Here is a 25,279-nt window from a genome sequence, read left to right on the forward strand (position 1 = left end):
ACTATCAATATAAGTTTCTTGCTTGTATCGTATATACTGCATTACCATTTGAAAAAACTTTACTAAAACCATTGACACCTTATAAAATGCATGTTATATTTATATACGTCGGTTGAACACGACGGATTACATGCCGGTGTGGCGGAATTGGCAGACGCGCACGACTCAAAATCGTGTTCCTTCTGGAGTGCCGGTTCGACCCCGGCCACCGGTATACAAAGGCTTCTACAATATGTAGAAGCCTTTTTTGTTGTATGAAAATATCTCCAAGGCTTGTGAAAACATGATACCTGCAGCAGGAGGAGCTGAAAAGGAAACACCGATTCGGCCGTGGAGTTAAATCTTTCCGATCGGGCTGTTTTTGCTATTAACACTGTTTCTCAGCTGGTGGGGCGGCCATTCAAAAGCGCGCATTATTGGCAGCGGTTATTGCAGTATTTGCTCTTTTTATGTTTCAGCGCTTTCCTGCAGGCGAGCTTGTTACCCATTTTATTAAGGGCGGAAACGAATTGATCAATGTTATTATTATGTTATCGCTGATTTGGGCCGTAACACCAGTAGCTGAAAATCTGGGATTATCGAAATATGTTACTTTTCATTTAATCATGGATCCCTCATATGTTTATTGCGCTGTCTCTTTTTATACTGGGGGCTGTTATCTCCTATTTTATCGGGTCATCCTGGGGGACTTGGGACGCTCGGCGTAACGCTGGCGGTTCAGTTACATACCAGCTTATTATTAGCGAGCGGAACATTTGGTTTGCTTCTCCCCTCAGTGATAATACGGTGTTGGGGATCAATGTTGCGAAGTATGCCCGTTCGAAGCTTGTTCCGGCGATTAACGCCGCGGGGATCTCCGTTGTGTTATACGGTGCGTATTTTTCAGATAACAAATACTTTTTGAAGGCGTTATCCGAAATTGGGATAACGCCTTTTTAATGAGCTGTTATACTTGAGAAAAAAAGAGGTGATGACATTGAAGCAGATTATTGCAATGGGCGGCGGGGGGTTTTCCATGGAGCCGGATCATCTTGTGCTGGATCAGTATATTTTAGAGCAGTCGGCGCGGTCAAAGCCGAAAGTTTGTTTTTTGCCGACGGCAAGCGGAGATTCGGAGAAATATACCGGCAGGTTTTATCAGGCCTTTCAAAAGCTGCGGTGTGAGCCGGATCACTTGTCGCTGTTTAAACCGTCGGGTTCTGATCTCAGATCCTTTCTCATGAAGAAAGATATTATATATGTCGGCGGCGGAAATACGCGCAATATGCTTGTCTTATGGAAAGAGTGGGGGCTTGACCTTATTCTTCGTGAGGCTTGGGAAAACGGCATCATCTTAGCGGGTCTCAGCGCCGGAGCGATTTGCTGGTATGAAGAAGGGGTGACGGATTCAGCGGGGGATTTGCGAGAGTTAACAGCTTTAGGATTTTTGCCGGGCAGCTTTTGTCCGCACTATGACGGAGAATCAGAGCGCCGGCCGGTGTATCACCGTCTGATTTCCGAAAAGAAACTCAGGGAGGGCTATGCCGCTGATGACGGCGCTGCGCTTCATTATAAAGACGGTCAGCTGTTCCTGGCTGTCTCATCCCGGGAAACCGCAAAGGGTTATCGGGTTTTTAATACCGAAGAAGGCGTTCGGGAAACAGAGCTTATGACCATTCCGTTATCTGAATTTTGATAATATGCTTTTTTTTGTACACAACTTATGTTACGATGAGAGCGAAATCAATAGTTACTGGGGGTGCCCGTCTGAGCGGGCTGAGAGAGAAGCGGCGGCTTCTTAACCCTTTGGACCTGATCTGGTTCGTACCAGCGTGGGGAAGTAAAGGTTTTATTATTGTTGAGGAAAACAATAATAGTTTCTTTCTGACTGCAAAACCGGGTTCTTCTTTGAACCCGGTTTTTTTGTGCTGGTGCTGAGCTTGGTTCTGTTATTCAAATGATAAAGGAGAGATTTGTATGCAAAATCAATCAGTACAGCAAGCGAACATTTCCATTATGTCGAGTTTTTCCGGCAGTAAAAAGGTTTATGCAGAAGGTTCTTCGCCCGACATACGAGTGCCGATGCGGGAAATCAGCCTGAGTGCGACTACGGGGGCATTCGGGGAAGAGGAGAATGCGCCGGTCCGTGTTTATGATACGAGCGGACCGTATACAGACCCGGATGTACAGATTGATATTCATGAAGGTCTGGGGGCGCTCCGCACAAAGTGGATTACCGGGCGCGGAGATGTAGAAGAATATAACGGACGGACCGTGAGACCTGAAGACAACGGCTATAAAAAAGAGGGCAGTACCGCCGAATACCCCGGCCTGCAGCGGAAACCGCTTCGGGCCAAGCCGGGGAAAAATGTAACACAATTGCATTATGCGAGAAAAGGCATCATTACGCCGGAAATGGAGTTTATCGCTATACGTGAGCATGTGTCTCCCGAATTTGTCAGAGACGAGGTAGCCAGCGGCCGGGCGATTATTCCTTCTAACGTCAACCACCCGGAAAGCGAGCCGATGATTATCGGCCGGAATTTTCATGTGAAAATTAATGCCAATATCGGCAACTCGGCTGTTACATCTTCTATCGAAGAAGAAGTCGAAAAAATGACGTGGGCGATTCGCTGGGGCGCTGATACGATGATGGATTTATCCACGGGAAAAGACATTCATACGACGCGTGAATGGATTATCCGCAACTGCCCCGTGCCTGTGGGGACGGTGCCGATTTATCAGGCGCTTGAAAAAGTTAATGGCATTGCCGAGGATTTAACGTGGGACATTTATCGTGACACATTGATTGAGCAGGCGGAGCAGGGCGTGGATTATTTCACCATTCATGCCGGCGTACTGCTTCGTTACGTCCCGTTAACGGCTAAACGCACGACGGGAATCGTATCCCGCGGCGGGGCGATTATGGCGCAATGGTGCCTGGCTCATCATCAGGAAAGCTTTCTGTACACGCATTTTGAAGAAATTTGTGAAATCATGAAGAGCTATGATATCGCTTTTTCACTTGGTGACGGGCTTCGTCCGGGTTCGATTGCGGATGCCAATGATGAAGCGCAGTTTGCGGAATTGGAGACTCTCGGAGAATTGACGGAGATTGCGTGGAAGCACGATGTGCAAGTGATGATCGAAGGACCGGGTCATGTGCCGATGCATAAAATTAAGGAAAACATGGACAAGCAGCTGGAAATTTGTAAAGAGGCGCCTTTTTACACGCTCGGCCCATTAACAACGGATATCGCTCCGGGCTATGACCACATTACTTCAGCAATCGGCGCGGCGATGATCGGCTGGTACGGGACGGCGATGCTTTGCTATGTCACGCCGAAGGAGCATTTGGGGCTGCCGAATCGTGATGATGTAAGAGAAGGCGTCATTACGTACAAAATCGCGGCACATGCCGCAGACCTTGCTAAAGGGCATCCGGGTGCACAGATCCGTGACGATGCTCTGTCTAAGGCGCGGTTTGAATTCCGGTGGCGTGATCAATTTCATTTGTCGCTTGATCCTGAAAGAGCAATGGAATATCATGATGAAACACTGCCGGCTGAAGGCGCAAAAACGGCTCACTTCTGTTCGATGTGCGGCCCTAAGTTCTGCAGCATGAGAATTTCTCAGGATATTCGTGATTATGCGAAGGAAAACGGACTTACTGAAGACGAGGCCGTCAATGAAGGGCTGAAAGAAAAAGCAAAAGAGTTTGCAGAGAAGGGAAGCCGCTTATATCAATAAAAGAAAAGATGAAGATGGAGTGTACCCATCTTCATCTTTTTTAGAAAAACGGTGAACGGCGAAGCGGCGGAATGCTCTGCTCGAAGCGGAATATATTTTCCGGATCATATTTCGTTTTGACTTGACGGAGGCGGTGAACATTTTCTCCGTAATACGTTTGCAGCCAGTTTCTGATTTCTCTATCAGGCCAATTCACATAATCCCCCATCGTTTCTCTTGATAGGGACGTTCTCAGTCCTTCGATCCAGCGGACATTTTGTCTTTCTTCTTCAGCAGATGTCCAAGTTGTAATATATTCTTGGGCAATGATTGCGTTGCGATAGTAGAATGCCGTTTGGTCCGGAGCGATCCGTCCGGCCGCCCCGCCGAGAGATTGCTGCCAGACACTGGCGTTTTCGTTCGGAGCGTGCTCTAAATAGCGCTTTAAAGTGGATATTGCGCGTGTTGATAATGGTTTTTCAATAAAGGATCCTGACCGCTTCATCTTTTGCGGCTGATTGCCTCCCGGGCTGTTAAAAAAGGCTGCCGCTTTAATAAATGGCACTGTCTTGACCATGCCGCTTGTCGGTTTTCCCGCTTTCATTAACGGAGCCAGCAGTTCTTTCAGCTCCTCTTTTGTCCCGGTAAATTGACCGAGCGCTTCTATGCGGTTGACTTCCTTAGGCCAAAACTGAATTGATGAGGTAAGCCGGTTGTCTGTAAATGGAGCCCAGCGCTGCCACGTATTAAATACTTCCTCGAAATCATCCCAGCCCCAAGTGACAGAAAAAACAGACACGCACGAGATCGGCACGGCTTTAAACATCATGGAAGTGACAATGCCGAAGTTGCCTCCCCCTCCGCCCTGAGATGCCCAAAATAGATCAGAGTGCTTTGAGCGGTTGACTGTGATCAAGTCAGCACCCGCTTTTTCGTCCGCTATGATCATTTCAAGCTGGAGGAGACGATCGCAAGTAAGTCCGGCAGTCCTTGTTAAATATCCGATTCCTCCCCCCAGCGTCAGCCCCGTGATTCCCACATTCGCAATGGTTCCCGCAGGAAGGGTCAAGCCGTACCGCCAGAGTGTCCGGTAGACTTCCCCCAATTCGGCTCCCGCTTCAATCGAGACCAGCCGCTTATCCTCATTTACTCTTATTTTCTTCATTTCACTGAGATCAATGACTAGTCCGTCATTTAACAGGGAAAAATTTTCGTAGCTGTGTCTTCCGCCTCTGATACGGAAAGGCACATTGTTCTCACGTGCCCATCTCACCGCATTGAGGGCGTCATGTTTGTTTTGGCAAAACACAATGATGTCTGGATATCTTTGCAGGCTTAAATTGAAATTGGTTCTTGCGGCATTATAGTCCGGGTCATCTTTTTTGACGATGCGACCGCTCAATGTTGTCTTTTCCACATTCTCACTCACTTTCACTTGTAATCTGCTATGTTTTCTAGCATATGCGGAAAAATGAGAGAGTGTATGAGGAAAACCCCCGGAAGGACACGATATTTTAAATTATAGTTGACAGGTAGGGATTGTATGAATTAACATAATCATTACATATTTCCAAACGATGGCTGATCGGATCACCGAAAGCTCTTATCTATTAAACAGATAAGGGCCTTTTTTGCGTGAAAGTCATTAAATGAAAAGCGGAGGGATGAAAAGTGGCGTTAAAAAAGGTATCACATGTGCGCAAAAAGAGCAAAAGACGGAAAAAGTACAGAAAACACACATTGAATTTCGAACTGCTTGTAGAGAAAAACAAACGGGAGATTATGAGAAATGAGGAACAGATGGAGCAGATTTATATAAAGATAGATGAAAAGCATGCGGGGGTTCGATAAAGATGAAGGAGAGAAAATGGAGGTTGAAAACAACGGTACTCGCGCTGTCGGTATCCATCATGTTATCAGGGTGCGCGTTAGGGAGTGCCGGGGAAGAACCGTCATCTGCGGCTGATAAAAAGGAAGAAACACGTATCACCCATGTCAAGACAAAGGAATTTAAAGCTTCTCATCCGGCGGCGATTCCCGCTAAATCGAAAGCCAGAACTGACACTTTTGTTGCTGGGATTTCCGCGCCGGGCGGCGTGTTTCTGCCGTACTTTTACGAAAACGGCTGGGATGGAAATGCGACAGATCCTATTTTTGAACCGTTAGTCAAACTGGATAAAACGGGGAAGCCTGCCCCGGCTCTTGCGGAAAGCTGGAAAATTTCCAAAGATCAGCTTACATACACGTTCCGTTTAAGAAAAAATCTCGTTTTCAGCGACGGTTCACCGCTGACCGCAAAGGATGCAGCATTCACTTTAACACTGCTGCATGATCCTGCATACGCGGGCTATGAAGATATCACCACGGCTTATATTAAAGGCGGTAAGGCTTACAAAGAAGGAAAGGCAAAGACGATAGAGGGCATTCGCGTCCTTGATGACAGAACCATTCAAATCACGACTGAGAAAGTCAGTGCGAAGTCGCTGCTTCTTTTGGGCGGGCAGGTGCTGTCAGAAGCCTACTACGGGAAGAAATATCAATTCGGCAAACTGGACTATTTAAAAGAGCTTTATGCCAAACCGCTCGGAGCGGGACCTTATCAATTTACAGAATACCTTCCGGGACAGGAAATACGCTATCAGGCTAATGAACACTATTATGCCGGAAAACCGAAAACGGAAAAGCTGATTTATAAAATTATCGATCCGTCAACCTCCCTTCAGCTGTTTGAAACGGGTGACCTTGATTACGCTTCTTTCTCACCTGATGATGATACGGTTCAGCATTTAAAAAGTCTCGGTTTTGCGAATATAAGCGTATCTGTCGTGAATGATTACGGGCTTGTGTACGTCAATCACAAGCGTCCGCCTTTTCAAGATAAGAAAGTGTCCCAGGCGCTTATTTACGGACTTGACCGTCAAAAAATCGTCGATGTCCGCTTTAAACGCTACGGAGAGGTCGCGAATGTTCCGGTGTCTCCGGTTTCGTGGGCTTATGATGACAAAGGTGTCAATCGGTATGCGTTTAACCCTGAAAAAGCCAAAAAACTTCTTGATGAAGCAGGCTGGAAAACGGGCAAAGACGGTGTACGTGAAAAAAACGGCAAAAAGCTTGAAATCAGCTATTACACATCTAAAGCGGATGATGATTTCATCCCGATAGCGAAAGAAAATTATGCGGACATCGGAATCTCATTAAAACCGGAAGTGATGGATTTTAATACAGAAGTAGCGAAAATCAATGACAAACAATATGACCTTGCCGCCGTTTCCACCTCGCAGATCCTTGATCCGAATGACACGGTGGAAAAGCTGGCTTCCGGCCATCCCAATAATGTGACGGGGTATTCCAATCCGAAAGCGGACCGGCTGATAGAGAAAGGAGCCGGCACGCTTGATATCAGCAAAAGAAAAGAGATTTATCACCAGCTGTACCGGGAGCTCGGGGAAAACCCGCCTTACATTCTGATTCATTACCGTCAGAGCGCAAGGGCGGTCAGCGGAAAAATAAAAGGGCTTGAGCCTGACAATTATTCTGGAATCAGTTCAAGTCTCTCAAATGTCTCAATTCAATAGAACGGTTGGGCAAAATACCCGATGCATCCTGGGGATTTTGCCCTTTCAGCGGAAAGGAGGGGCTTTTTATGAAAAGGTATGCCGCAGAACGATTCATTCAAATGCTTGTGATCTTATTCGGTACGTCCTTTATTATTTTTTTCTTATTCGCCATGCTGCCGGGCGACTATATTGATTCCAATGTAAACCTGACTCCGGAAAGAGCGAAGGAGTTAAAAGCGCTTTACGGGCTGGATCAGCCGATTTGGAAGCGTTATGTGACATGGCTCGGAAATGTGCTCAGCGGAGATTTTGGGTTTTCTTTGAAATATCAGGAGAACGTCCTGTCACTGCTTCGGAAATATGCCTGGAATTCGTTTTTTGTCGCGTTTTTGGCGTTGCTTGTCACATGGTCAGCCGCGATGATAACGGGTGTCATATCCGCTGTCAGGAAATACTCATGGTTTGACGGGATCGTGACGTTTCTTGTTTTTGCTTCCATGGCGTTTCCGTCTTTTTTTATCAGCCTTCTGTTTATTAAGTGGTTTGGGGTGGATTTGAAAATATTGCCCGTCGGCGGGATGATTGATACCGGCAGCACGAGTACAGGTTTTTCGTACGTGCTTGAAGCCGCCAGACATATGATTCTTCCGGTCGTGATTTTATCTATGCTCGGCATCGGCTCGCTGACAAGGTATTTCCGCTCCGGCATGCTGGACGTGATCAGACAGGATTATATCAGAACGGCGAGAGCGAAGGGATTGAAAGAGCGCACCGTCATCTGGAAACATGCGTTGAAAAACGCGCTTATTCCGGCCATCACCCTGCTTGCTTTTGAACTGCCGGGACTGTTTTCCGGAGCCATCATTATTGAACAGATTTTCGGGTGGCCGGGTGTCGGACGTATTCAGCTTGAATCTGTGCATTATCGTGATTATCCGGTTTTGATGGCGTTTACCTTGTTTTTGTCTTGTTTAACGATTGTAGGGAACTTCTTGGCGGATATCGCTTATGCCGCGGTTGATCCGCGGGTCAGACTGAAATAGGGGGTGTTCGGAATGAAAAAACAAAAAGAGGTGCCGCCTTCTCTTTGGAAGCAGACGTACCGCCGCCTGCTGCAGCATAAGCTGACGGTCATCAGTCTTCTTTTCTTATGTTTTATGTTTTTATTGTGCTTTATCGGGCCGTCTTTTTCTCCGTACATAACAGATCGGACGGATATTTCAAATGCCAATCAGCATCCGGGAATCCATCACTGGCTGGGCACCGACCAGTACGGGAGAGATGTGCTGACGAGGCTGATGCTGGCGGGGCAGATTTCTCTGACCGTGGGGCTTGCTTCAATGGTGCTGTCGCTTGTCATCGGCTCTTTACTCGGGGCTGCGGCCGGGTTTTATCGGGGAGCCGCTGATATGATCATTATGCGCATTGCTGATATGCTCATGTCCATCCCGGGCCTGCCGCTGCTTTTGATTTTGGCTGCGGTGATGTCGGAGTGGAAAGTGCCTTCTGAATACAGAATGTACCTGATTATGATGATGTTAAGCCTGATCGGATGGCCCGGTTTGGCGCGGCTTGTACGCGGACAGATTTTGTCGCTGAAGGAGCAGCCGTTTATGATGGCCGCGGAAGTTTTGGGGCTTAGTGATAAACGGAAAATCCTCTATCATTTGCTTCCCAATACATTGCCGTTATTATTGGTAGCGGCGACTTTGCATGTGGCGGGAGCGATGCTGAGTGAATCTGCGCTGAGTTTTCTCGGGCTTGGCGTTGCTCCGCCGACACCTTCTTGGGGAAACATGATGGAAGCGGCGAATCATTTTATGGATTTTACACTCCGCCCGTGGCTGTGGATTCCGCCGGGAACGGCCATTTTTCTGACCGTTGTGGCGATTCATCTGCTTGGAGACGGTTTAAGAGACGCTTTTGATCCTAAGGTAAAACGGCAGGTGAAAATGAAATGAAAAAACCGCTTTTAGAAGTGAGGCATTTGGAAACGGCTTTTTATACAGAGGAGGGCGCGGTAAAGGCTGTGGACGATGTCAGCTTTACGATACATGAGGAGGAAACGGTTTGTATTGTAGGAGAGTCCGGCTGCGGGAAAAGCATGGCGTCATTGTCCATTATGCAGCTTATTCCCGAGACGGGGAGAATCGAACGGGGAGCGGTGCATTTTTCCGGACAGAACCTGTTGGAACTGAAACCAAAAGACATGCAGAAAATCCGCGGAAGCGAAATCGGGATGATTTTTCAGGAACCGATGACATCTTTGAATCCGGTGTTTACAATCGGTGAGCAGCTGACCGAACCGATTCGCGAACATTTGTTGCTGAGTAAGAAAGAGGCATGGCGGAGAGCCGTTGAACTGATCACGTTAGTGGAGATCCCGAATGCCGAGCAGGTTATGAACCGATATCCTCATGAGCTGAGCGGCGGCATGCTGCAGCGCATCATGACGGCTGTCGCGCTAAGCTGCGATCCGAAACTGATCATTGCCGACGAGCCGACGACAGCGCTTGACGTAACCATTCAGGCGCAGATATTGGATTTATTGCGGGATATGAAAAAGCAATTTCGCACGTCTATTTTATTCATTACTCATGACCTTGGCGTGGTTGCTGAAATGGCTGATTTTGTGATTGTCATGTATGCGGGAAAAATTGTGGAGGAAGGACCGGTTGCAGAGCTGTTTTCTGATCCGAAGCATCCGTATACGAAAGGGCTGCTCGCGGCCAAGCCGGTTATCGGTCAAAAAAGGGAGACGCTGTACACCATTCCGGGGCAGGTCCCCGAGCTTGCGGACCTGTCCGGATCGTCTTGTTATTTTGCGGAGCGATGTGAACACAGCACGGAAATATGCCGGAGATCGAGCCCGCATTTTACTGAATTCGGGAAGGGGCATCAGGCGGCGTGCTGGCTTTACAGAGAGGAGAAAGCAGATGAGTGATGTGTTGCTGGAGGTCAAGGGGCTGAAAAAATATTACGAGGAGCATGGGGGGATGAGAAAGACTCATAAAAAACCCGTAAAAGCGGTTGACGGTGTCAGTTTTACGATAGGAAAGGGAGAAGTGTTCGGCTTAGCGGGAGAATCGGGCAGCGGAAAGTCATCAATCGGCAAGACCATTTTGAGGCTTCATGAGAAAACAGGGGGAGAGGTGTTTTTTCAGGGGCGTGATGTGTTTCGGATGAGCCGGCGCGAGCTCAAAACTTTCAGATCGGAAGCGCAGCTCATCTTTCAAGATCCGTTCAGTTCTTTAAATCCCCGGCGCCGGATTGGAGAAGCCATCGGTGAAGCGATGATCGAGCATCAATTGGCGGTGAAGCGGAACGCGCGTGATAAAGCGGCGGAAGTTCTTGAAGCCTGCGGACTTTCCGCAAACTTTATCGACCGATATCCGCATGAATTTTCCGGAGGGCAGCGGCAGCGGATCGTAATTGCAAGAGCGATGGCGCTCAAGCCGCAATTTATCATTATGGATGAACCCGTGGCGGCGTTAGATGTCTCCATCCAGGCGCAGATGATCAATTTGTTCAGCAGCCTTCAAAAACAGCACGGGCTGTCATATTTGTTCATTTCTCATGATTTAAGCGTGGTGGAGCACTTATGTACGAAGGTCGCCATTATGTATTTAGGGACGATTGTGGAATATGCGTCAAAGGAGGAGCTCTTTTCACGGCCGCTTCACCCTTATACGAAAGCGCTGTTATCAGCCGTGCCTGTTCCTGATCCCGGATCGAAAAGGGAGCGGATAATTTTAAAGGGTGATATACCGAGCCCCTCTGATCCGCCTTCAGGCTGTAAATTCCGAACGAGATGTCCGGCAGCCAAGAAGATATGTGCTGAGAAAAGTCCGGCGCTGTCAGAAAAAGGGCTTCATCATTTTGCGGCATGCCACTTCGTGTAATTGAGAAAAAAACGGTTTTATTGATAATGAACATAAAAAACCTGCCGGGCAGACCGGCAGGTTTTTTGATGTTATTTTGGTGACGGCAGTCCGAGTCCTTCGGCAACGCGTCTGCCGTATTCAGGATCAGCCTTGTAGAAGTGGCCGATCTGGCGCAGCTTAATTTCTTCTTTTTCCACAGGTTTCATCGCACTGACGATATTGGCGACAAGGCGCGCGCGCTCTTCCTCGCTCATCAGGCGGTACAGGTCGCCGGCTTGTGTGTAATGATCATGATGATTATAGCTTACACTGTCAGCGAAACCTGATACAGGGTATGCCGCCTGTTTATCTTCAGGTGACTCTTTCGGGCCGCCGAAGCTGTTAGGCTCGTAATAGACGGAGCGGCCGCCGTTATCATCAAAACGCATTTGTCCGTCACGCTGATAGTTTTTCACTTCATTGCGGGAACGGTTGATCGGCAGCGCCTGATGGTTCGCGCCGACACGGTAGCGATGCGCGTCATGGTATGCGAACAACCGGCCTTGAAGCATTTTGTCAGGTGAGACGTCGACGCCGGGGACTAATGTGCCGGGAGAGAACGTCGCCTGTTCTACTTCCGCAAAGTAATTTTCCGGATTGCGGTTCAGAACCATGCGGCCGACTTCGATCAGCGGATAGTCTTTTTGAGACCACACTTTTGTGACGTCAAACGGATCAAAGCGATATGTGTTTGCATCTTCTAACGGCATGATTTGAACATATAATTTCCATGCTGGGAAATCGCCGTTTTCAATCGCATTGAACAAATCTTCCGTATGGTAATCGGGATTTTCGCCGGCGATTTTTGCGGCTGTATTAACATCAAGGTTTTTCACGCCTTGCTCTGTTTTAAAGTGATATTTAATCCAGACGCCTTCGCCTTTATCATTTGTCCATTTAAATGTATGGCTTCCGAATCCGTGCATATGTCGAAGAGTCGCCGGAATGCCCCGGTCTGACATCAGAATGGTTACCTGGTGCAGGGATTCGGGTGACAAAGACCAGAAATCCCAAACGGCCGTCGGATTTTTCAGATGTGTTCTCGGATCTCTTTTTTGTGTATGGATAAAGTCAGGGAACTTGATGGCATCGCGGATGAAGAACACGGGTGTATTGTTTCCGACGATATCGTAGTTTCCTTCTTCTGTATAAAATTTAACGGCAAATCCGCGCGGGTCGCGCACTGTGTCACTAGAGCCCAGTTCGCCCGCAACGGTTGAGAAACGGATGAAAAGCGGCGTGCGTTTACCGACTTCTGACAGAAATGCAGCTTTCGTATATTTTGTAACGTCATTTGTGACTTCAAAATAACCGTGTGCGCCCGCGCCTTTTGCGTGAACGACACGCTCCGGAACGCGTTCTCTGTTAAAGTGCGCCAATTTCTCAAGCAGATGGACGTCTTGTATTAAAGCAGGACCGCGATCGCCGGCCGTCATTGAGTTTTGGTTATCTCCGACAGGAGCGCCCCAGCTGGTTGTCAATTTATTTGAACTCATGTGATCACCTCTTTAAATTTATAAGAACATAATATCACCTATCAGTAAAAAGTCAATATTATTTTATAATGATTATAAAATAATTATTTTTATTATCGAAAAGAAGGTATGGGTTTAATGACACACTTGACTGACGGGAATAATGGGTTTAATATGAGAAAAAATAGAAACCGCTGACTTGGACACAAGAGGCTCTTATTCTTCACTGGATAAGGGCCTTTTTTTATTGTCAGGCGGTAAGGGAGGCGGCGATTGTATGCTTTTCCGGCAGCATTTTAAACCTGTCGATATTCACGGTCATCTGCCGTACAGCCTTAATTTCGGCAAAAACGATAAGACATTTTCCGATTATAACCGGGAGCGGTCGGAAAGAATGAATCTCACTTGGGATTTTCCTGATCCGCATGATGTTGATGGCGATGACGGCGAAATCGCTTTGATGACAAGATGGGAGAAAGAATTAGATAAGTACGGCATTGAGGTGCTGAATTTTTTAACTGCAGAGAGCAATGACCGGATGGCGGCGTTTATTCAAGCCAATCCCGCGAGGTTTACCGGATTTGCATATCATCCTTTGGAACAAAAGGATGCGTATGAGGAGCTGAAAAGAGCGGTTGAAGAGCTCGGTCTGAAAGGATATAAACTGTTCGGGCCGCTGACAGACATCGAGTTTCATGATCCGTCGCTGAAAAAGCTGTGGACGTATCTGGCTGACAAAAGACTGCCTGTATTAATTCACTTCGGACTTTTAGGGAGAGCGGGTGGCATTGTCAGCCATCGCAACATCAACCCGCTCTCCATCTATCGCGTCGCGAGAGAGTATGCTGATATACCGTTCATCATTCCGCATTTCGGCGCCGGATATTATCAGGAACTGCTGCAGCTGTGCTGGAGCTGCCCGAATGTGTATATTGACACGTCCGGCTCAAATCAGTGGATGAGGTGGATGCCGTACCGGCTTGATTTGGAAATTCTGTTTCGAAAGACATCTGAATTAATCGGTGCTGAACGGATCATCTTCGGGACGGATTCGAACGGATTTCCGAGAGGATATGTATACAGATATCTTCAGGAGCAGGTGAGGACCTGCCGGGAAATCAATATGCGGGAAGAAGATATAGAAAACATTTTCGGCAACAACGCGCGGACATTATTGAAAATCGCCCGGCAAGAAAAGGAAGTAAATACGTGATACAGCCGATGCGCTCTTTGGCAGGTTTATGCCGGAAGACGCATTTTTAATTCATACAAAAAACAGTTGACAAGTCGGAATAATTTGAATTAACATGATATTCAAATTTAAAAATAAACGGGTTGCCGATCGGACCGCCGAAGGCTCCCATCTCTGCAAGCAATCGGAGATGGGGGCCTTTTTGTTTTTCGATCGCATGCGGCAGAAAGAGAGGGGAAGACAGATGGCTGTAACCATCAGCATACAAGAAAAAGCTTTTGAGCATGAAGGCCGGAAAACGCCGGTGCTGAATGATATTGAGCTGTCAATTGCATCGGGAGAATTTTTGACTGTCATCGGACCGAGCGGATGCGGCAAAAGCACGCTTTTAAAATTGATTGCCGGTCTTGATACCGATTATAAAGGCTCTGTCGCAATAAACGGCCGCAATGTGTCGGGACCGGGCATCCGGCAGGGATTTATCTTTCAGGAGCACCGGCTGTTTCCCTGGCTGACGGTAAAACAAAACATCGCTGCCGATCTCAATATGAACGACCCGGCCGTTCGGAAAAAAGTGGATGATCTGATTGAGGTTGTCAGGCTGCAGGGAGCGGAGAACGCTTATCCGCGCGAATTATCCGGCGGCATGTCGCAGCGGGTTGCCATCGCCAGAGCCCTTTTGCGTGAGCCGGAGGTGCTGCTTTTAGATGAACCGTTCGGGGCGCTTGACGCTTTTACGAGAAAACATTTGCAGGATGTGCTGCTTGATATATGGCGCGAGAAAAAAACGACGATGATTCTTGTCACGCATGATATTGATGAATCCGTCTATTTAGGCGATAAGCTGGCGATCCTCAGGGCAAAGCCCGGCCGGCTGCACAGCCTGATGCCGATTCAGCTTCCGCATCCGCGCAATCGGACGTCAGCGGATTTTCAGGCCGTCCGGCAGAAGGTGCTTTCTGAATTTGAGAAAACGGAAGACCTCCGGTTTGCGGATGGGTCCGGAATATAGAAGGGACGAAGCGAAGTGAAAAAAATCATCATTCTTTTAGCCGCAGCAGTCATGATGTCAGCCGGATGCAGTGCCGACGGGACAGGAGGGAGCGGGAAAACGGTGAAAGAAATCCGGATCGGCATCCAGCAGAGTTTAAGCCCGCTTCTCATTGCCAAGGAAAAAGGCTGGTTTGAAGAGGCCTTCAAAAAAGACGGAATAAAAGTAAAATGGGTCGAATTCCAAAGCGGTCCTCCGCAATTTGAAGGTCTTGCCGCCGATAAGCTTGATTTTTCCCAGGTCGGCAATTCACCGGTCATTTCCGGTCAGGCGGCGGGAATTGATTTTAAAGAGATCGGGCTGTCTCAGGACGGGTTAAAGGCAAACGGCATTCTCGTAAACAAGGGCAGCGGGATTCAGAGCCTGAAAGAATTGAAAGGTAAAAAAATCGCCGTAGCCAAAGGCAGCAGCGGCTTTGATTTTCTCTATAAAGCTTTAGATAAAGCGGGGCTTTCCGCCGATGACGTCACTATCATCCAGCTTCAGCCTGATGAGGCGGTTTCCGCTTTTGAAAACAAATCAGTTGACGCATGGTCCATTTGGGAGCCGTATTTGTCGATTGAAACGCTGCAGCACGGGGCGGAAATATTGGCGAACGGAGAAAGCACAGATTTATATTCTCCCGGTTTCACATTAGTCAGAACGGGATTTTCCAAAGAACACCCGGATGAGGTTGTCCGTTTTCTGAAAGTGTTCAATAAAGCAGTTACATGGCAAAAGGAACACAAAGATAAAGCCGTCTCCTTATATGCGAAAATCAAACATCTTGATCCGAAAGTCGTCAGAAACGTGCTTAACAATACTGAGCCTCTCAATGAACCGATCGATGATGATATTGTCAAAGCCCAACAGGAAACCGCTGATTTTCAATATCGAACAAAAGCGATTCATAAGAAAATTCATGTAAAAGACGTTGTCGACAATTCATTTATTAAAAAAGCGCTTGAAACGGGGGATGGCAAGTAATGAAAGCAGAAGCATCAACGGCTGCCGGCGCAATAAGCCAATCAGAAAAGAAAGCTCTGGCAAGATCCCGGAAGTATTCATACCAATGGGTGAAGGGGGGTGTACTCCCGGCTGCGGTCATCGCAGTATGGCAGTTTATCGCAAGTCTGGGCATCGTCTCGGCCGCGGTGCTCCCGTCGCCTGTCGTCATCTTGCAGACGTTTCAGGAACTTCTTCTTTCAGGTGAGCTTTGGGGTCATTTAGAGATCAGTTTATACCGGGCGGCTGCCGGATTTCTGCTTGGCGCGGGCCTCGGACTTGTTTTCGGGCTGCTGGTCGGTTTTTCAAAGCGGACGGAAGCATATCTTGATCCGTCTCTGCAAATGCTCAGGACGGTTCCGCACTTGGCCGTGACTCCTCTGTTCATTTTGTGGTTCGGATTTGATGAGACATCTAAAATTCTGCTGATCGCATTGGGAGCTTTTTTCCCCGTGTATATTAATACGTTTCTCGGACTCCGCAGTGTGGACGCGAAGCTGTTTGACGTCGCGCGGGTGCTGGAATTTAATTGGTATCAGCAGATGACGAAATTAATTCTTCCGGCATCTCTGCCGAATATCCTGCTCGGCATCAGGCTCTCTCTAGGCATTGCGTGGCTCGGTCTCGTGGTGGCGGAACTGATGGGATCGAGCGAGGGCGTCGGTTATATGATTATGGATGCCAGACAATTTTCACAGACAAATAAGGTGTTTGTCGGCATTATCATTTTTGCGGCTGTCGGCAAGCTGACAGATGCATTGGTCAGAATGCTCGAACGGAAACTATTAAAATGGCGGAACAGTTATGAAGGGTAACCTATTAAAAAAGGAGAGATTCATATGGAGATTCTTTGGTTTATTCCGACGCATGGTGACGGCCGGTATTTAGGGACGCAAACGGGAGGGAGAACGGCGGATCATCTTTATTTTAAGCAAGTGGCACAGGCGGCGGACAGACTCGGGTATACGGGGGTTCTGCTGCCGACGGGGAGATCATGTGAAGACCCGTGGCTGACGGCTGCCGCTTTAGCGGGGGAAACGAGTGACTTGAAATTTTTAGTGGCGGTCCGTCCGGGACTGATGCAGCCGTCTGTCGCCGCGAGAATGGCGTCGACAATGGACCGGCTGTCAGACGGCCGTTTGCTCGTAAATGTCGTAGCGGGCGGAGATCCTTATGAACTGGCGGGAGACGGTATGTTTATCAGCCACGATGAACGTTATAAGGCGACTGAAGAATTTTTAACCGTCTGGCGCGGACTCATGCGGGGCGAAACGGTGACATATGAAGGGGACCATATCAAAGTGGAAAACAGCAACCTCCTGTTTCCGCCAAAACAGTCTCCGCATCCGCCATTATATTTCGGCGGTTCATCACAAGCGGGAATTGAGGCTGCTGCGAAACAAACAGATGTCTATTTAACATGGGGAGAGCCGCCGGAGCAGGTAAAAGAAAAGATTGAAACCGTTAAAAAACAGGCTGCGAAGGAAGGAAGGACGATGCGTTTTGGCATCAGACTTCACGTGATTGTCAGGGAGACTGAGGAAGAGGCATGGGAAGCGGCTGAACGATTAATCAGCCATTTAGACGAAGAGACAATTGCGAAAGCGCAGGCTGCGCTCCGGCGCGCTGATTCATCGGGACAAAAACGGATGGCCGATCTTCATAACGGTGACCGCTCGAAGCTTGAGATCAGCCCGAATCTCTGGGCCGGCATCGGACTGGTCAGAGGCGGAGCGGGCACGGCGCTTGTCGGTGATCCGCAGACTGTCGCTGATCGAATTTTAGAGTATCAGGCACTCGGCATTGAGTCGTTTATCTTTTCAGGCTATCCGCATCTGGAAGAAGCTTATTATCTGGCTGAACTCGTGTTTCCGCTTCTGCCGTTTCAGAATGAGCGGACTAAAAAGCTTGAGCGCAGATTGGGTGAAGCAATGGGAAACGACCATTTTGCAAGAGGAAATAAAGCGACAGTCTGATGACGTCGCAAGGCGGATCATTGATGGCGGGTGCTTTCTGCGGTTTCATTTCCGGGGAAATGCCGGCAGTGAAGGCGGGTATTCACCCGCCTTTTTAAGCGCTTAGCTTGCACGATGCTCATATGGATGATATGATACAAAACGTAATTATTACGATTTGTTAGGAGTGCTGAAATGGCAAAAAAATCAAAAGTAATTAAAGAGCTCAAGCGGCAGAAGCTTGTTGAACAATATGCGGACATCCGAAGAGAATTAAAGGCAAAAGGAGACTGGGAAGCGCTGAGCAAACTGCCGCGTGATTCTGCTCCGGCCAGGCTTCATAACCGCTGTACAGTGACGGGGCGGCCCCGCGGATATATGAGAAAATTTAAACTGTCCAGAATCGCATTCAGGGAGCTGGCCCATAAAGGCCGGATTCCCGGGGTGAAAAAAGCGAGCTGGTAATGTAAAAAACTCCGGATCTGTCATGAACCGGAGTTTTTGCCGTGCTTATGAAAAGTGAAAACATAAGCCAAATGCTGAATCATCATCAGAATGAAAATCAAAAGAATCGGAAAAAAAGGAAGATGCGGCTGAATCAGCGGATAAAACAAAAGCAGAACGGCTGCGGCCGGCAATGAGAAGTAAACGGCGATATACGAGGAACGGCAAGCTTTAGCCGTCATCATTCGTTCTCTTTCATCCTGTTCCTCAAATTCATCGGGCACTAGCCTATGCTTTTTGCCGTTTCGTTTTTTCTTTTCGGCATAGATATACAATGCGGCACAAACGGTAAACAGCAGAAACGGAGTGATATTCAGCTCAAATGCACCGCTCCCCTCCGTTTGGAAAAACTGAGCGATCCGCGGCGCCGCTTCCATAAAGGAAATAAGCGTCCAGCAGGCCAATCCGTAGAGTGCAAGGTGAAAACACGCTTTTCTTTTCAAACTCATTTTTTCTCCTCCTCCAGCCAGAAAACTTCCTCCATCGGCAGTGAGAAAGCCCGGCAGATGTTAAGCGCCAATAAGAGTGAAGGCACATAATCTCCTTTTTCAATCGCTGCAATCGTCTGTCTGGTGGCTCCGGCTTCTTTTCCGAGCGTTTCCTGAGAATAGCCGAATCTGGCTCTCAGCTCTTTTACTTTATTTTTCATCATCAGGGCGTACCTCAAGTTTTCTTCTTTTTTATATTGTATGAGATTCTTAACAAAATGTAAACCTAACTTAACATGTGGACAAAAAAAGAATTTTTTTCGACAAATTTTTTAACATTCCCTTGACGAAAAAAAAATATACATGTAATATTAGAAACATCAAATCGGTACTGACAAAAAACTTTGATGCGGGTGTAGTTTAGTGGTAAAACCTCAGCCTTCCAAGCTGATGTCGTGAGTTCGATTCTCATCACCCGCTCCATACATACGTTATTAACGCAGTGTTTCGTTTCTCTGATAAACGAAGTATTGCGTTTTTTTATGTGAAAAAAGACACGAAGGCGTGTCTTTTTATGAAAGCCAAGAGACGGTATGTGTGCCTCCGTGAATTTGTTCAAACATTTTGGTTAAGGATGATAGCAGCTCATCCGCCGCGTCGGCATGAAATGAAGGCGGGAAAAAGATCAGCTGCAGCATTTTCTTTGTGCCGGTTGTTACAGGGCGGGTATTGATATGTCCGGTAAGGCCGCCGAAAATGCCGCCAGAGTCGGAGAAAGCAAGTACGTGTTCTTTTTCTCCGATTGTAATCGAAATCGGTTCATCTATTTCTGCGGCGTCATACGCCATGATAGGCAATGAATATTTCAAGGAGAAAAAAAGTATGGTATCATGGGCTGAATTCACACTTTCAATGAATCGTTCCCGGGAAATATCGCCGAGCATAAGCTCCATCGGCGTTTTTTGTCCTGAAAAGGCGGGGCTGAGCTGTTCCATTATACGCGCCCACTCTTTAACAAAAGGCTGCTCATCTATACCGCTGTCAGCATAATCAAAGTAAAGAGATTCTTGAAATAAACGGAGGCGGCCTTTCAGCATTTGCGGAGCGGGCCCGACTTCGATCTGTTCATATAAGACGGCTGCCGCTTTGATCCCCGGCACCCGTTCAGCAATAAGTGGATCTAAACTGATGTTCAAGTGTGTTCACTCCATTTCGGGATGATAAAACTCTATTATACCCGTGCGGGAGCCTGATCACAAAGAAAGGAGGCTGTGCAAAAAATGAATATTCATAAACTGAAAGAGGAATTAATCGAATACGCCAAAAGCATCGGAGTTGACAAAATCGGGTTTACAACGGCTGATACGTTCGACAGTCTGCGGGACCGGCTGATTCTTCAGGAATCACTCGGCTATTTATCCGGTTTTGAAGAGCCGGATATTGAAAAACGGGTTACTCCGTCTTTGCTTCTCCCGAAAGCCAAATCAATCGTCGCCATCGCCCTTGCTTATCCTTCCAAAATGAAAGATGCGCCGAGGAGCACGAGGGACGGGCGGCGCGGCATTTTTTGCAGAGCTTCCTGGGGGAAGGATTATCATGATGTGCTGCGGGAAAAGCTTGATCTGCTGGAGAATTTTCTCCAAAGCAAACATGAGGATATCCGCACAAAGTCAATGGTGGATACAGGAGAATTGTCCGACAGGGCCGTTGCTGAACGGGCGGGAATCGGCTTCAGCGCCAAAAACTGCATGATCACCACGCCTGAATACGGTTCTTACGTCTATCTGGCTGAAATGATCACCAATCTGCCCTTTGAACCGGATGTGCCGATTGAAGATATGTGCGGTACGTGCACAAAATGTCTAGACGCGTGTCCGACCGGCGCCCTCGTCAATCCCGGACAGCTTAACGCCCAGCGCTGTATTTCGTTCCTGACCCAGACAAAGGGATTTTTGCCGGATGAGTTCCGCACGAAAATCGGAAACCGTCTGTATGGCTGTGACACGTGCCAGACGGTCTGTCCGATTAATAAGGGGAAAGATTTTCATCTTCATCCGCAGATGGAGCCTGATCCGGAAATCGCAAAGCCGCTGTTAAAGCCGCTTTTGACCATAAGCAACCGCGAATTCAAAGAAAAATTCGGACATGTATCGGGATCATGGCGCGGCAAGAAGCCGATACAGCGGAATGCGATTTTAGCTTTGGCTCATTTTAAAGATGCCTCGTCTCTTCCGGAATTAACGGCCTTGATGCACCAAGATCCGCGCCCCGTCATCAGGGGTACGGCCGCCTGGGCCATCGGGAAAATCGGTGATCCTGATTATGCGGAGGAATTAGAAAAAGCGCTTCAAAAGGAGCAGGATGAGGACGCCATACGGGAAATTGAAAAGGGACTGGAGCTGTTATCGGTTTCTGAGAAGACTAAAACCGGCCGGTCCTGACATATGTATAGAGAAAAAGCACTTGGCCGGAGTTCAAGTGTTTTTTCTTTATAAAATCGTATGGTGGGTGGAGCGCTTGAAGCATATTATTGAAGATTTAGCGGAGGCCCGGCTTCATTATTTAATTAACGGAACTGAGATGAGGCAGAATGGGCAGGCCGGCGATCTTGAGGTCCTGACGAGAAAAAAAGAGCTGTTTGAAAAACGGAAAGTTGATATCGTGAAAGCGAAGGCAAAGGCCGTCATTGTCAAAAGCAGTCTTGAGGACGACGGCACGTTATGTGTCATGTACACGATTCATTTCGAATATTTGTGCAAGGAGCATGACGGACACCTTTACTTAGAAGAGCAGATTGAGGAACGGACTGCATTTCTCTATGATGAGCTTTTGATTAAAGACCGGGAAGTAAAGAAAAAACCGGCTGGATTTTCTGACGGAAACAGCGTAATTGAATATGAGCGGAGTGAACGGGAAGATTTCGGGCGGGCGTTTCAATACGACCGTCTGGCTGCCGTGCAGTACGCGGAGAAGTTTTGGAATAAACGAAACCCCGCTTATAAAAATTTCAGCGATAATTGCACCAATTTTATTTCCCAATGTTTACATGCCGGAAAAGCACCGATGCGGGGGCATCCGAACAGAGGCTCAGGCTGGTGGATGAAGGCAAGCTCGTGGAGCTACAGCTGGACGGTCGCGCATTCGATGAAGATGTATCTGGCCCAATCCAAGGCAGGGCTTCGCGCAGTGCAAGTATCAAGAGCTGAAGAACTGATGCCCGGAGATATCATTTGCTATGATTTTGAAGGAGACGGCCGTTTTAATCATACGGCGATCGTGGTCGCAAAAGATAAAAGCAATATGCCGCTCGTCAATGCCCAAACGTATGACAGCAGGATGAGATATTGGTCATATGAGGATTCAACGGCGTATACTCCTTCCATCAGATATGCGTTTTTTCATATTACGGATGATACGACAAAAGAGTAATTAATGATATAATGGTGGGCGGAATAAAAAACAGAGGTGAACATCGTGGCATTACATGTCGTTTTATATCAACCTGAAATCCCGGCCAATACGGGAAATATCGCACGTACTTGTGCGGCAACAGACACAACGCTTCATTTGATCCGCCCGCTCGGATTCTCAACCGATGATAAAATGCTGAAGCGCGCCGGACTCGATTATTGGGAGTTCGTCAACGTCGTATATCATGATTCATTGGAAGAGTTATTTGAAGCATATGAGAACGGAAAGTTTTTCTTCATTACAAAATTCGGTCAAAAGCCGCACACATCATTTGATTACTCAAATACGGAGGAAGACTTTTTCTTCGTATTCGGCAGAGAAACGAGCGGACTTCCGAAAGAATTGATCGAAAACAATATGGACCGCTGCCTGCGTCTGCCGATGACCGAGCATGTGAGATCATTAAATCTGTCCAACACGGCCGCGATTCTTGTATATGAAGCGCTGCGCCAGCAAAATTACAGAGATTTGACGTGAGAAAAAACGCCCGCATCCGGGCGTTTTTTTATTGAATAAAAAAGACAGGCAGCAGCGGTTTACGGCATTTTTATATTTCCAGGCTTAACAACGTAACAGTGTTATGTTACAATACGTTCATCGAAGGAGCTGGATTCATGGAGGAACAACTGATTTCTAAAAAAGAATTGCTGGAAGAAACATCAATTTCATACGGGCAGCTGTACCGGTGGAAACGGAAAAATTTAATTCCTGAAGAATGGTTTATCCGAAAATCGACGTTTACAGGCCAGGAAACATTTTTTCCGAGAGCGGAAATATTAAAACGCATCTCAAAAATACAGGAAATGAAAGAAAATCTGTCTCTGGATGAAATGAGAGAAATGCTGTCTCCGCAAATGACTGATGTCAATATAACGTCTGCGGAACTGCTTCAAAAGGGACTGATTTCAAAAGCCGCGCTGCAAGTTTATGGCGAAGACGGCGTGACATTCACGTCCCGCGCGCTGCTGTCTTTATATGTGCTTGAAGGGCTTTTGCAATCGGGCAATATCAGCCTTGAGGAAGGAAAATTGGCGGCGGGGGTGCTGAAGACGTATGAGGCTTCCGAGCTGAAAGCGAATACGGAGCTTGTCATGCTCCGAAAGCTCGGCGTAACGACGTGCTTCATCGCAGACGCGGAACATATTTTATTTGAACCGACTGTCAAAGTGGTTGAACGGGTGGCGCTTGCTGCGGCATCGGAAGAATTAAAAGCGAAATGGATGCAGGAGGACCATCAATGGAAGTAACAGATAAATTAATCATTAACGGTTCGGGAAGTTCAAAAGGAGGCCGTTTTCATACAGTGGAGATCAACGGGAGCGGCACGGTGTCGGGTGATGTGGAGTGCACGAGCCTTTTGTTTAACGGCAGCGGAAAAACAGACGGACATGTCAAGACGCAAACGCTGACAATCAGCGGTTCGGGGAAAATCTCCGGCAGTGCCGAAGCTGAATCCATCCGTATCAACGGAACGGGTGTCATTAAAGGTGATGTCAAAACGGAGCGGCTGAACGTTGCGGGATTTTCGTCTTTCGGCGGCGGTGTGAAAGCTGATGATATTTTCATATCCGGGAAAGCCGGGATTGAAGGTGATTGCGAGACAGAGACGTTCCGTTCGGAAGGCAAATGCAAGATCGGCGGCCTGCTGAATGCCGATGAAGTCAGTATGAAGCTGGCGGCGGGAGAAAGCCATGTGAAAGAAATCGGCTGCCGCCATTTGAAAGTGATGAGCAGAAAGAGCGTGCTTACGCGTTTTAAGCTGATGCCGGCCCCGGTGCTGACAGCAGAGCTGATTGAGGGTGACATCATTGAATTGGCGGACACGAACGCGAAGACAGTCCGCGGAAATCATGTGCGGATCGGCGCGGGCTGCACCATTGGGACGGTGGAATACAGCGGCGATTTTACATGTGATCCTACCGCTTTGGTTAACAAAGTCGTGAAACGATAGGAGGAGCTGCAATGGAAACGACAAAAAAATTGAGTCATTTAAAAATGTACGGAGCCGGACACGCTTCCGGCGGTTCCTACCAAAATGTAAGCATTAAAGGGGAAGGAACTGTCGGCGAAGGACTTCAAAGCGAACGCTGCCGGATATTCGGCACGGGACTTTTTCTCGGAGATGCCGAGATCAACAGGCTGAAAATTTTCGGAGAGCATGAAGTTGCAGGAGATTTATCAGCACATTCAGCAAATGTGATCGGCACATTGAAAATTGGCGGCTCCATGCGTTTCGCCAGGATGAGGCTGAAAGGACTTGCTGAAATTGGCGGCGGGGCCGCGGGGGAACAGTGTCATATAAAAGGCAGTCTCACCGTCGGCGGCGATTGCGAGACGGAGCTGCTTCATGTAACAGGATGTATCAATGTGGCGGGATTGTTAAACGCAGGGGACGTAAACATCCATTTGCGTTATGACCGAAGCCGCGTGAAAGAAATCGGCGGCACATCGATTACCGTCAGACGGAAACCCGGTTTTCTTAAACGGAAAGCCGGCATGCTTTCTGCTGAATTGATCGAAGGAGACGCAGTTTACCTCGAATACACGGAAGCGGACATCGTCAGAGGGAAGCGTGTGGAAATCGGCCCGGGCTGCAAAATCGGAAAAATCGAGTATCAAACAAGCTGCAAGTCTCATGAAAAATCAACTGTCCAAGAACATATTCAAATATGAAACATTGTTATGTTGTACAGGAAAGGGTGCTCTTCATTAAGAGCACCCTTTTGCCGTTATTTGTTTTCAGGTTTGCTGTCGTAACCCGCAGTAAAAATGGATACTAAAAAAGTGAGAATGACCCCAAGTAAAATGATCGTTTTCATCATGTCTCCTCCTCTTTGCTTTTCCATTTGATGTCCGAGTCTGGATGAAACTGTATTTCTTTCATTATGAACGGTGCACCGGACCCTTGTCAATGACGGCCTTATAACGTCTTTATTTTTAAGAAACGAAAAGCATGTATTATCACGTCACCGCATAGATTGTAACAAAGTACCTTATTTCTAGTGCATTAACCATGATAGAGGAGGTTCTT

26 protein-coding genes, 2 tRNA genes and 1 riboswitch are annotated in these 25,279 nt (G+C 47.7%); of the genes, 23 read left to right on the forward strand and 5 right to left on the reverse strand.

Annotated features, from left to right (window positions below):
- The first annotated feature begins 132 nt into the window (after positions 1-132).
- From L3V45_RS04385 to thiC, 4 genes are all read left to right on the forward strand, one after another.
- Positions 133-214 (forward strand) — tRNA-Leu (locus tag L3V45_RS04385).
- A gap of 404 nt (positions 215-618) precedes the next feature.
- Positions 619-939: a hypothetical protein gene (locus L3V45_RS19620; protein WP_236837267.1), complete on the forward strand. Its 321-nt coding sequence runs from the start codon at positions 619-621 to the stop codon at positions 937-939.
- Between the two features lie 37 nt (positions 940-976).
- Positions 977-1,675, forward strand: coding sequence for a Type 1 glutamine amidotransferase-like domain-containing protein (locus L3V45_RS04395; protein ID WP_025852227.1), 699 nt, complete (start codon positions 977-979; stop codon positions 1,673-1,675).
- A 49-nt stretch (positions 1,676-1,724) separates the two neighbouring features.
- A riboswitch (TPP riboswitch) is annotated at positions 1,725-1,835 on the forward strand.
- A gap of 121 nt (positions 1,836-1,956) precedes the next feature.
- Positions 1,957-3,729, forward strand: coding sequence for a phosphomethylpyrimidine synthase ThiC (thiC, locus tag L3V45_RS04400; protein ID WP_014304664.1), 1,773 nt, complete (start codon positions 1,957-1,959; stop codon positions 3,727-3,729).
- 40 nt (positions 3,730-3,769) lie between these two features.
- Here thiC and L3V45_RS04405 read toward each other — a convergent pair whose 3' ends face one another.
- Positions 3,770-5,125, reverse strand: coding sequence for an FAD-binding oxidoreductase (locus tag L3V45_RS04405; protein WP_003155432.1), 1,356 nt, complete (start codon positions 5,123-5,125; stop codon positions 3,770-3,772).
- Between the two features lie 254 nt (positions 5,126-5,379).
- Here L3V45_RS04405 and L3V45_RS04410 point away from each other — a divergent pair, with 254 nt between their 5' ends.
- From L3V45_RS04410 to L3V45_RS04435, 6 genes are all read left to right on the forward strand, one after another.
- The gene (locus L3V45_RS04410; protein WP_063174138.1) at positions 5,380-5,559 is read left to right on the forward strand and encodes an FbpB family small basic protein; all 180 of its coding nucleotides are present in this window, start codon (positions 5,380-5,382) and stop codon (positions 5,557-5,559) included.
- Between the two features lie 2 nt (positions 5,560-5,561).
- Positions 5,562-7,283: an ABC transporter substrate-binding protein gene (locus L3V45_RS04415; RefSeq protein WP_069448625.1), complete on the forward strand. Its 1,722-nt coding sequence runs from the start codon at positions 5,562-5,564 to the stop codon at positions 7,281-7,283.
- Between the two features lie 68 nt (positions 7,284-7,351).
- Positions 7,352-8,308, forward strand: a complete 957-nt coding sequence (locus L3V45_RS04420; RefSeq protein ID WP_236837268.1) for an ABC transporter permease — start codon at positions 7,352-7,354, stop codon at positions 8,306-8,308.
- Positions 8,309-8,320: 12 nt separating this feature from the next.
- Complete coding sequence (opp4C, locus tag L3V45_RS04425; RefSeq protein ID WP_003155427.1) at positions 8,321-9,226, forward strand: oligopeptide ABC transporter permease; 906 nt, start codon at positions 8,321-8,323, stop codon at positions 9,224-9,226.
- A complete protein-coding gene (locus L3V45_RS04430; protein ID WP_043866938.1) occupies positions 9,223-10,209 on the forward strand; it encodes an ABC transporter ATP-binding protein in 987 nt (328 codons plus the stop codon). The genes opp4C and L3V45_RS04430 overlap by 4 nt, the downstream gene beginning before the upstream one ends.
- Positions 10,202-11,167: an ABC transporter ATP-binding protein gene (locus tag L3V45_RS04435; RefSeq protein WP_024085043.1), complete on the forward strand. Its 966-nt coding sequence runs from the start codon at positions 10,202-10,204 to the stop codon at positions 11,165-11,167. The genes L3V45_RS04430 and L3V45_RS04435 overlap by 8 nt, the downstream gene beginning before the upstream one ends.
- Before the next feature lie 71 nt (positions 11,168-11,238).
- Here the strand turns inward: L3V45_RS04435 and katA are convergent, their stop codons facing one another.
- Positions 11,239-12,684 (reverse strand): catalase KatA, encoded by a 1,446-nt coding sequence (katA, locus tag L3V45_RS04440; protein ID WP_003155420.1) that lies wholly within the window; start codon positions 12,682-12,684, stop codon positions 11,239-11,241.
- A gap of 256 nt (positions 12,685-12,940) precedes the next feature.
- Between katA and L3V45_RS04445 the strand changes: the two genes are divergently transcribed.
- The 6 genes from L3V45_RS04445 to rpsN all read left to right on the forward strand — a co-directional run bounded on the left by L3V45_RS04445 (position 12,941) and on the right by rpsN (position 18,310).
- Positions 12,941-13,876 carry an amidohydrolase family protein gene (locus tag L3V45_RS04445; protein WP_003155415.1) on the forward strand — a complete coding sequence of 312 codons (936 nt, stop codon included), beginning with the start codon at positions 12,941-12,943 and terminating at the stop codon, positions 13,874-13,876.
- 223 nt (positions 13,877-14,099) lie between these two features.
- Positions 14,100-14,867 (forward strand): ABC transporter ATP-binding protein, encoded by a 768-nt coding sequence (locus L3V45_RS04450; RefSeq protein WP_003155413.1) that lies wholly within the window; start codon positions 14,100-14,102, stop codon positions 14,865-14,867.
- Between the two features lie 15 nt (positions 14,868-14,882).
- Complete coding sequence (locus tag L3V45_RS04455; protein WP_057080140.1) at positions 14,883-15,872, forward strand: aliphatic sulfonate ABC transporter substrate-binding protein; 990 nt, start codon at positions 14,883-14,885, stop codon at positions 15,870-15,872.
- On the forward strand, positions 15,872-16,705 hold the full coding sequence (locus L3V45_RS04460) for an ABC transporter permease (RefSeq protein ID WP_057080139.1): 834 nt from the start codon (positions 15,872-15,874) through the stop codon (positions 16,703-16,705). Before L3V45_RS04455 ends, L3V45_RS04460 begins: the two co-directional genes overlap by 1 nt.
- A gap of 24 nt (positions 16,706-16,729) precedes the next feature.
- Positions 16,730-17,866, forward strand: a complete 1,137-nt coding sequence (gene ssuD / locus L3V45_RS04465; RefSeq protein WP_057080138.1) for an FMNH2-dependent alkanesulfonate monooxygenase — start codon at positions 16,730-16,732, stop codon at positions 17,864-17,866.
- Between the two features lie 174 nt (positions 17,867-18,040).
- Positions 18,041-18,310, forward strand: a complete 270-nt coding sequence (gene rpsN / locus L3V45_RS04470) for a 30S ribosomal protein S14 (RefSeq protein WP_007610245.1) — start codon at positions 18,041-18,043, stop codon at positions 18,308-18,310.
- 20 nt (positions 18,311-18,330) lie between these two features.
- On the opposite strand, the gene L3V45_RS04475 is transcribed toward rpsN, so the two are convergent.
- Positions 18,331-18,798: a hypothetical protein gene (locus tag L3V45_RS04475; RefSeq protein WP_024085048.1), complete on the reverse strand. Its 468-nt coding sequence runs from the start codon at positions 18,796-18,798 to the stop codon at positions 18,331-18,333.
- Entirely contained in the window at positions 18,795-18,998 is a 204-nt protein-coding gene (locus tag L3V45_RS04480; RefSeq protein ID WP_003155407.1) for a helix-turn-helix transcriptional regulator, read from the reverse strand. Before L3V45_RS04480 ends, L3V45_RS04475 begins: the two co-directional genes overlap by 4 nt.
- 188 nt (positions 18,999-19,186) lie before the next feature.
- On the opposite strand from L3V45_RS04480, the gene L3V45_RS04485 reads away from it, so the two are divergent.
- Positions 19,187-19,260, forward strand: a tRNA-Gly gene (locus L3V45_RS04485).
- A gap of 89 nt (positions 19,261-19,349) precedes the next feature.
- Here the strand turns inward: L3V45_RS04485 and L3V45_RS04490 are convergent.
- The gene (locus L3V45_RS04490) at positions 19,350-19,973 is read right to left on the reverse strand and encodes a hypothetical protein (protein ID WP_003155405.1); all 624 of its coding nucleotides are present in this window, start codon (positions 19,971-19,973) and stop codon (positions 19,350-19,352) included.
- 84 nt (positions 19,974-20,057) lie between these two features.
- Here L3V45_RS04490 and queG point away from each other — a divergent pair, with 84 nt between their 5' ends.
- From queG to L3V45_RS04520, 6 genes are all read left to right on the forward strand, one after another.
- The gene (gene queG / locus L3V45_RS04495) at positions 20,058-21,218 is read left to right on the forward strand and encodes a tRNA epoxyqueuosine(34) reductase QueG (RefSeq protein ID WP_003155403.1); all 1,161 of its coding nucleotides are present in this window, start codon (positions 20,058-20,060) and stop codon (positions 21,216-21,218) included.
- A gap of 76 nt (positions 21,219-21,294) precedes the next feature.
- Positions 21,295-22,206 (forward strand): amidase domain-containing protein, encoded by a 912-nt coding sequence (locus tag L3V45_RS04500; RefSeq protein WP_025852208.1) that lies wholly within the window; start codon positions 21,295-21,297, stop codon positions 22,204-22,206.
- Between the two features lie 36 nt (positions 22,207-22,242).
- Positions 22,243-22,725 carry a tRNA (uridine(34)/cytosine(34)/5-carboxymethylaminomethyluridine(34)-2'-O)-methyltransferase TrmL gene (gene trmL / locus L3V45_RS04505; protein ID WP_007610253.1) on the forward strand — a complete coding sequence of 161 codons (483 nt, stop codon included), beginning with the start codon at positions 22,243-22,245 and terminating at the stop codon, positions 22,723-22,725.
- A 137-nt stretch (positions 22,726-22,862) separates the two neighbouring features.
- Positions 22,863-23,495, forward strand: a complete 633-nt coding sequence (locus L3V45_RS04510; protein ID WP_024085052.1) for a YhbD family protein — start codon at positions 22,863-22,865, stop codon at positions 23,493-23,495.
- Positions 23,486-24,199 (forward strand): polymer-forming cytoskeletal protein, encoded by a 714-nt coding sequence (locus L3V45_RS04515; RefSeq protein ID WP_024085053.1) that lies wholly within the window; start codon positions 23,486-23,488, stop codon positions 24,197-24,199. Before L3V45_RS04510 ends, L3V45_RS04515 begins: the two co-directional genes overlap by 10 nt.
- Before the next feature lie 11 nt (positions 24,200-24,210).
- Positions 24,211-24,921, forward strand: a complete 711-nt coding sequence (locus tag L3V45_RS04520; protein ID WP_032858320.1) for a hypothetical protein — start codon at positions 24,211-24,213, stop codon at positions 24,919-24,921.
- Positions 24,922-25,279: the final 358 nt, after the last annotated feature.

This window comes from Bacillus sp. R45 (assembly GCF_021729365.1).
GTDB classification, from domain to species: domain Bacteria; phylum Bacillota; class Bacilli; order Bacillales; family Bacillaceae; genus Bacillus; species Bacillus velezensis.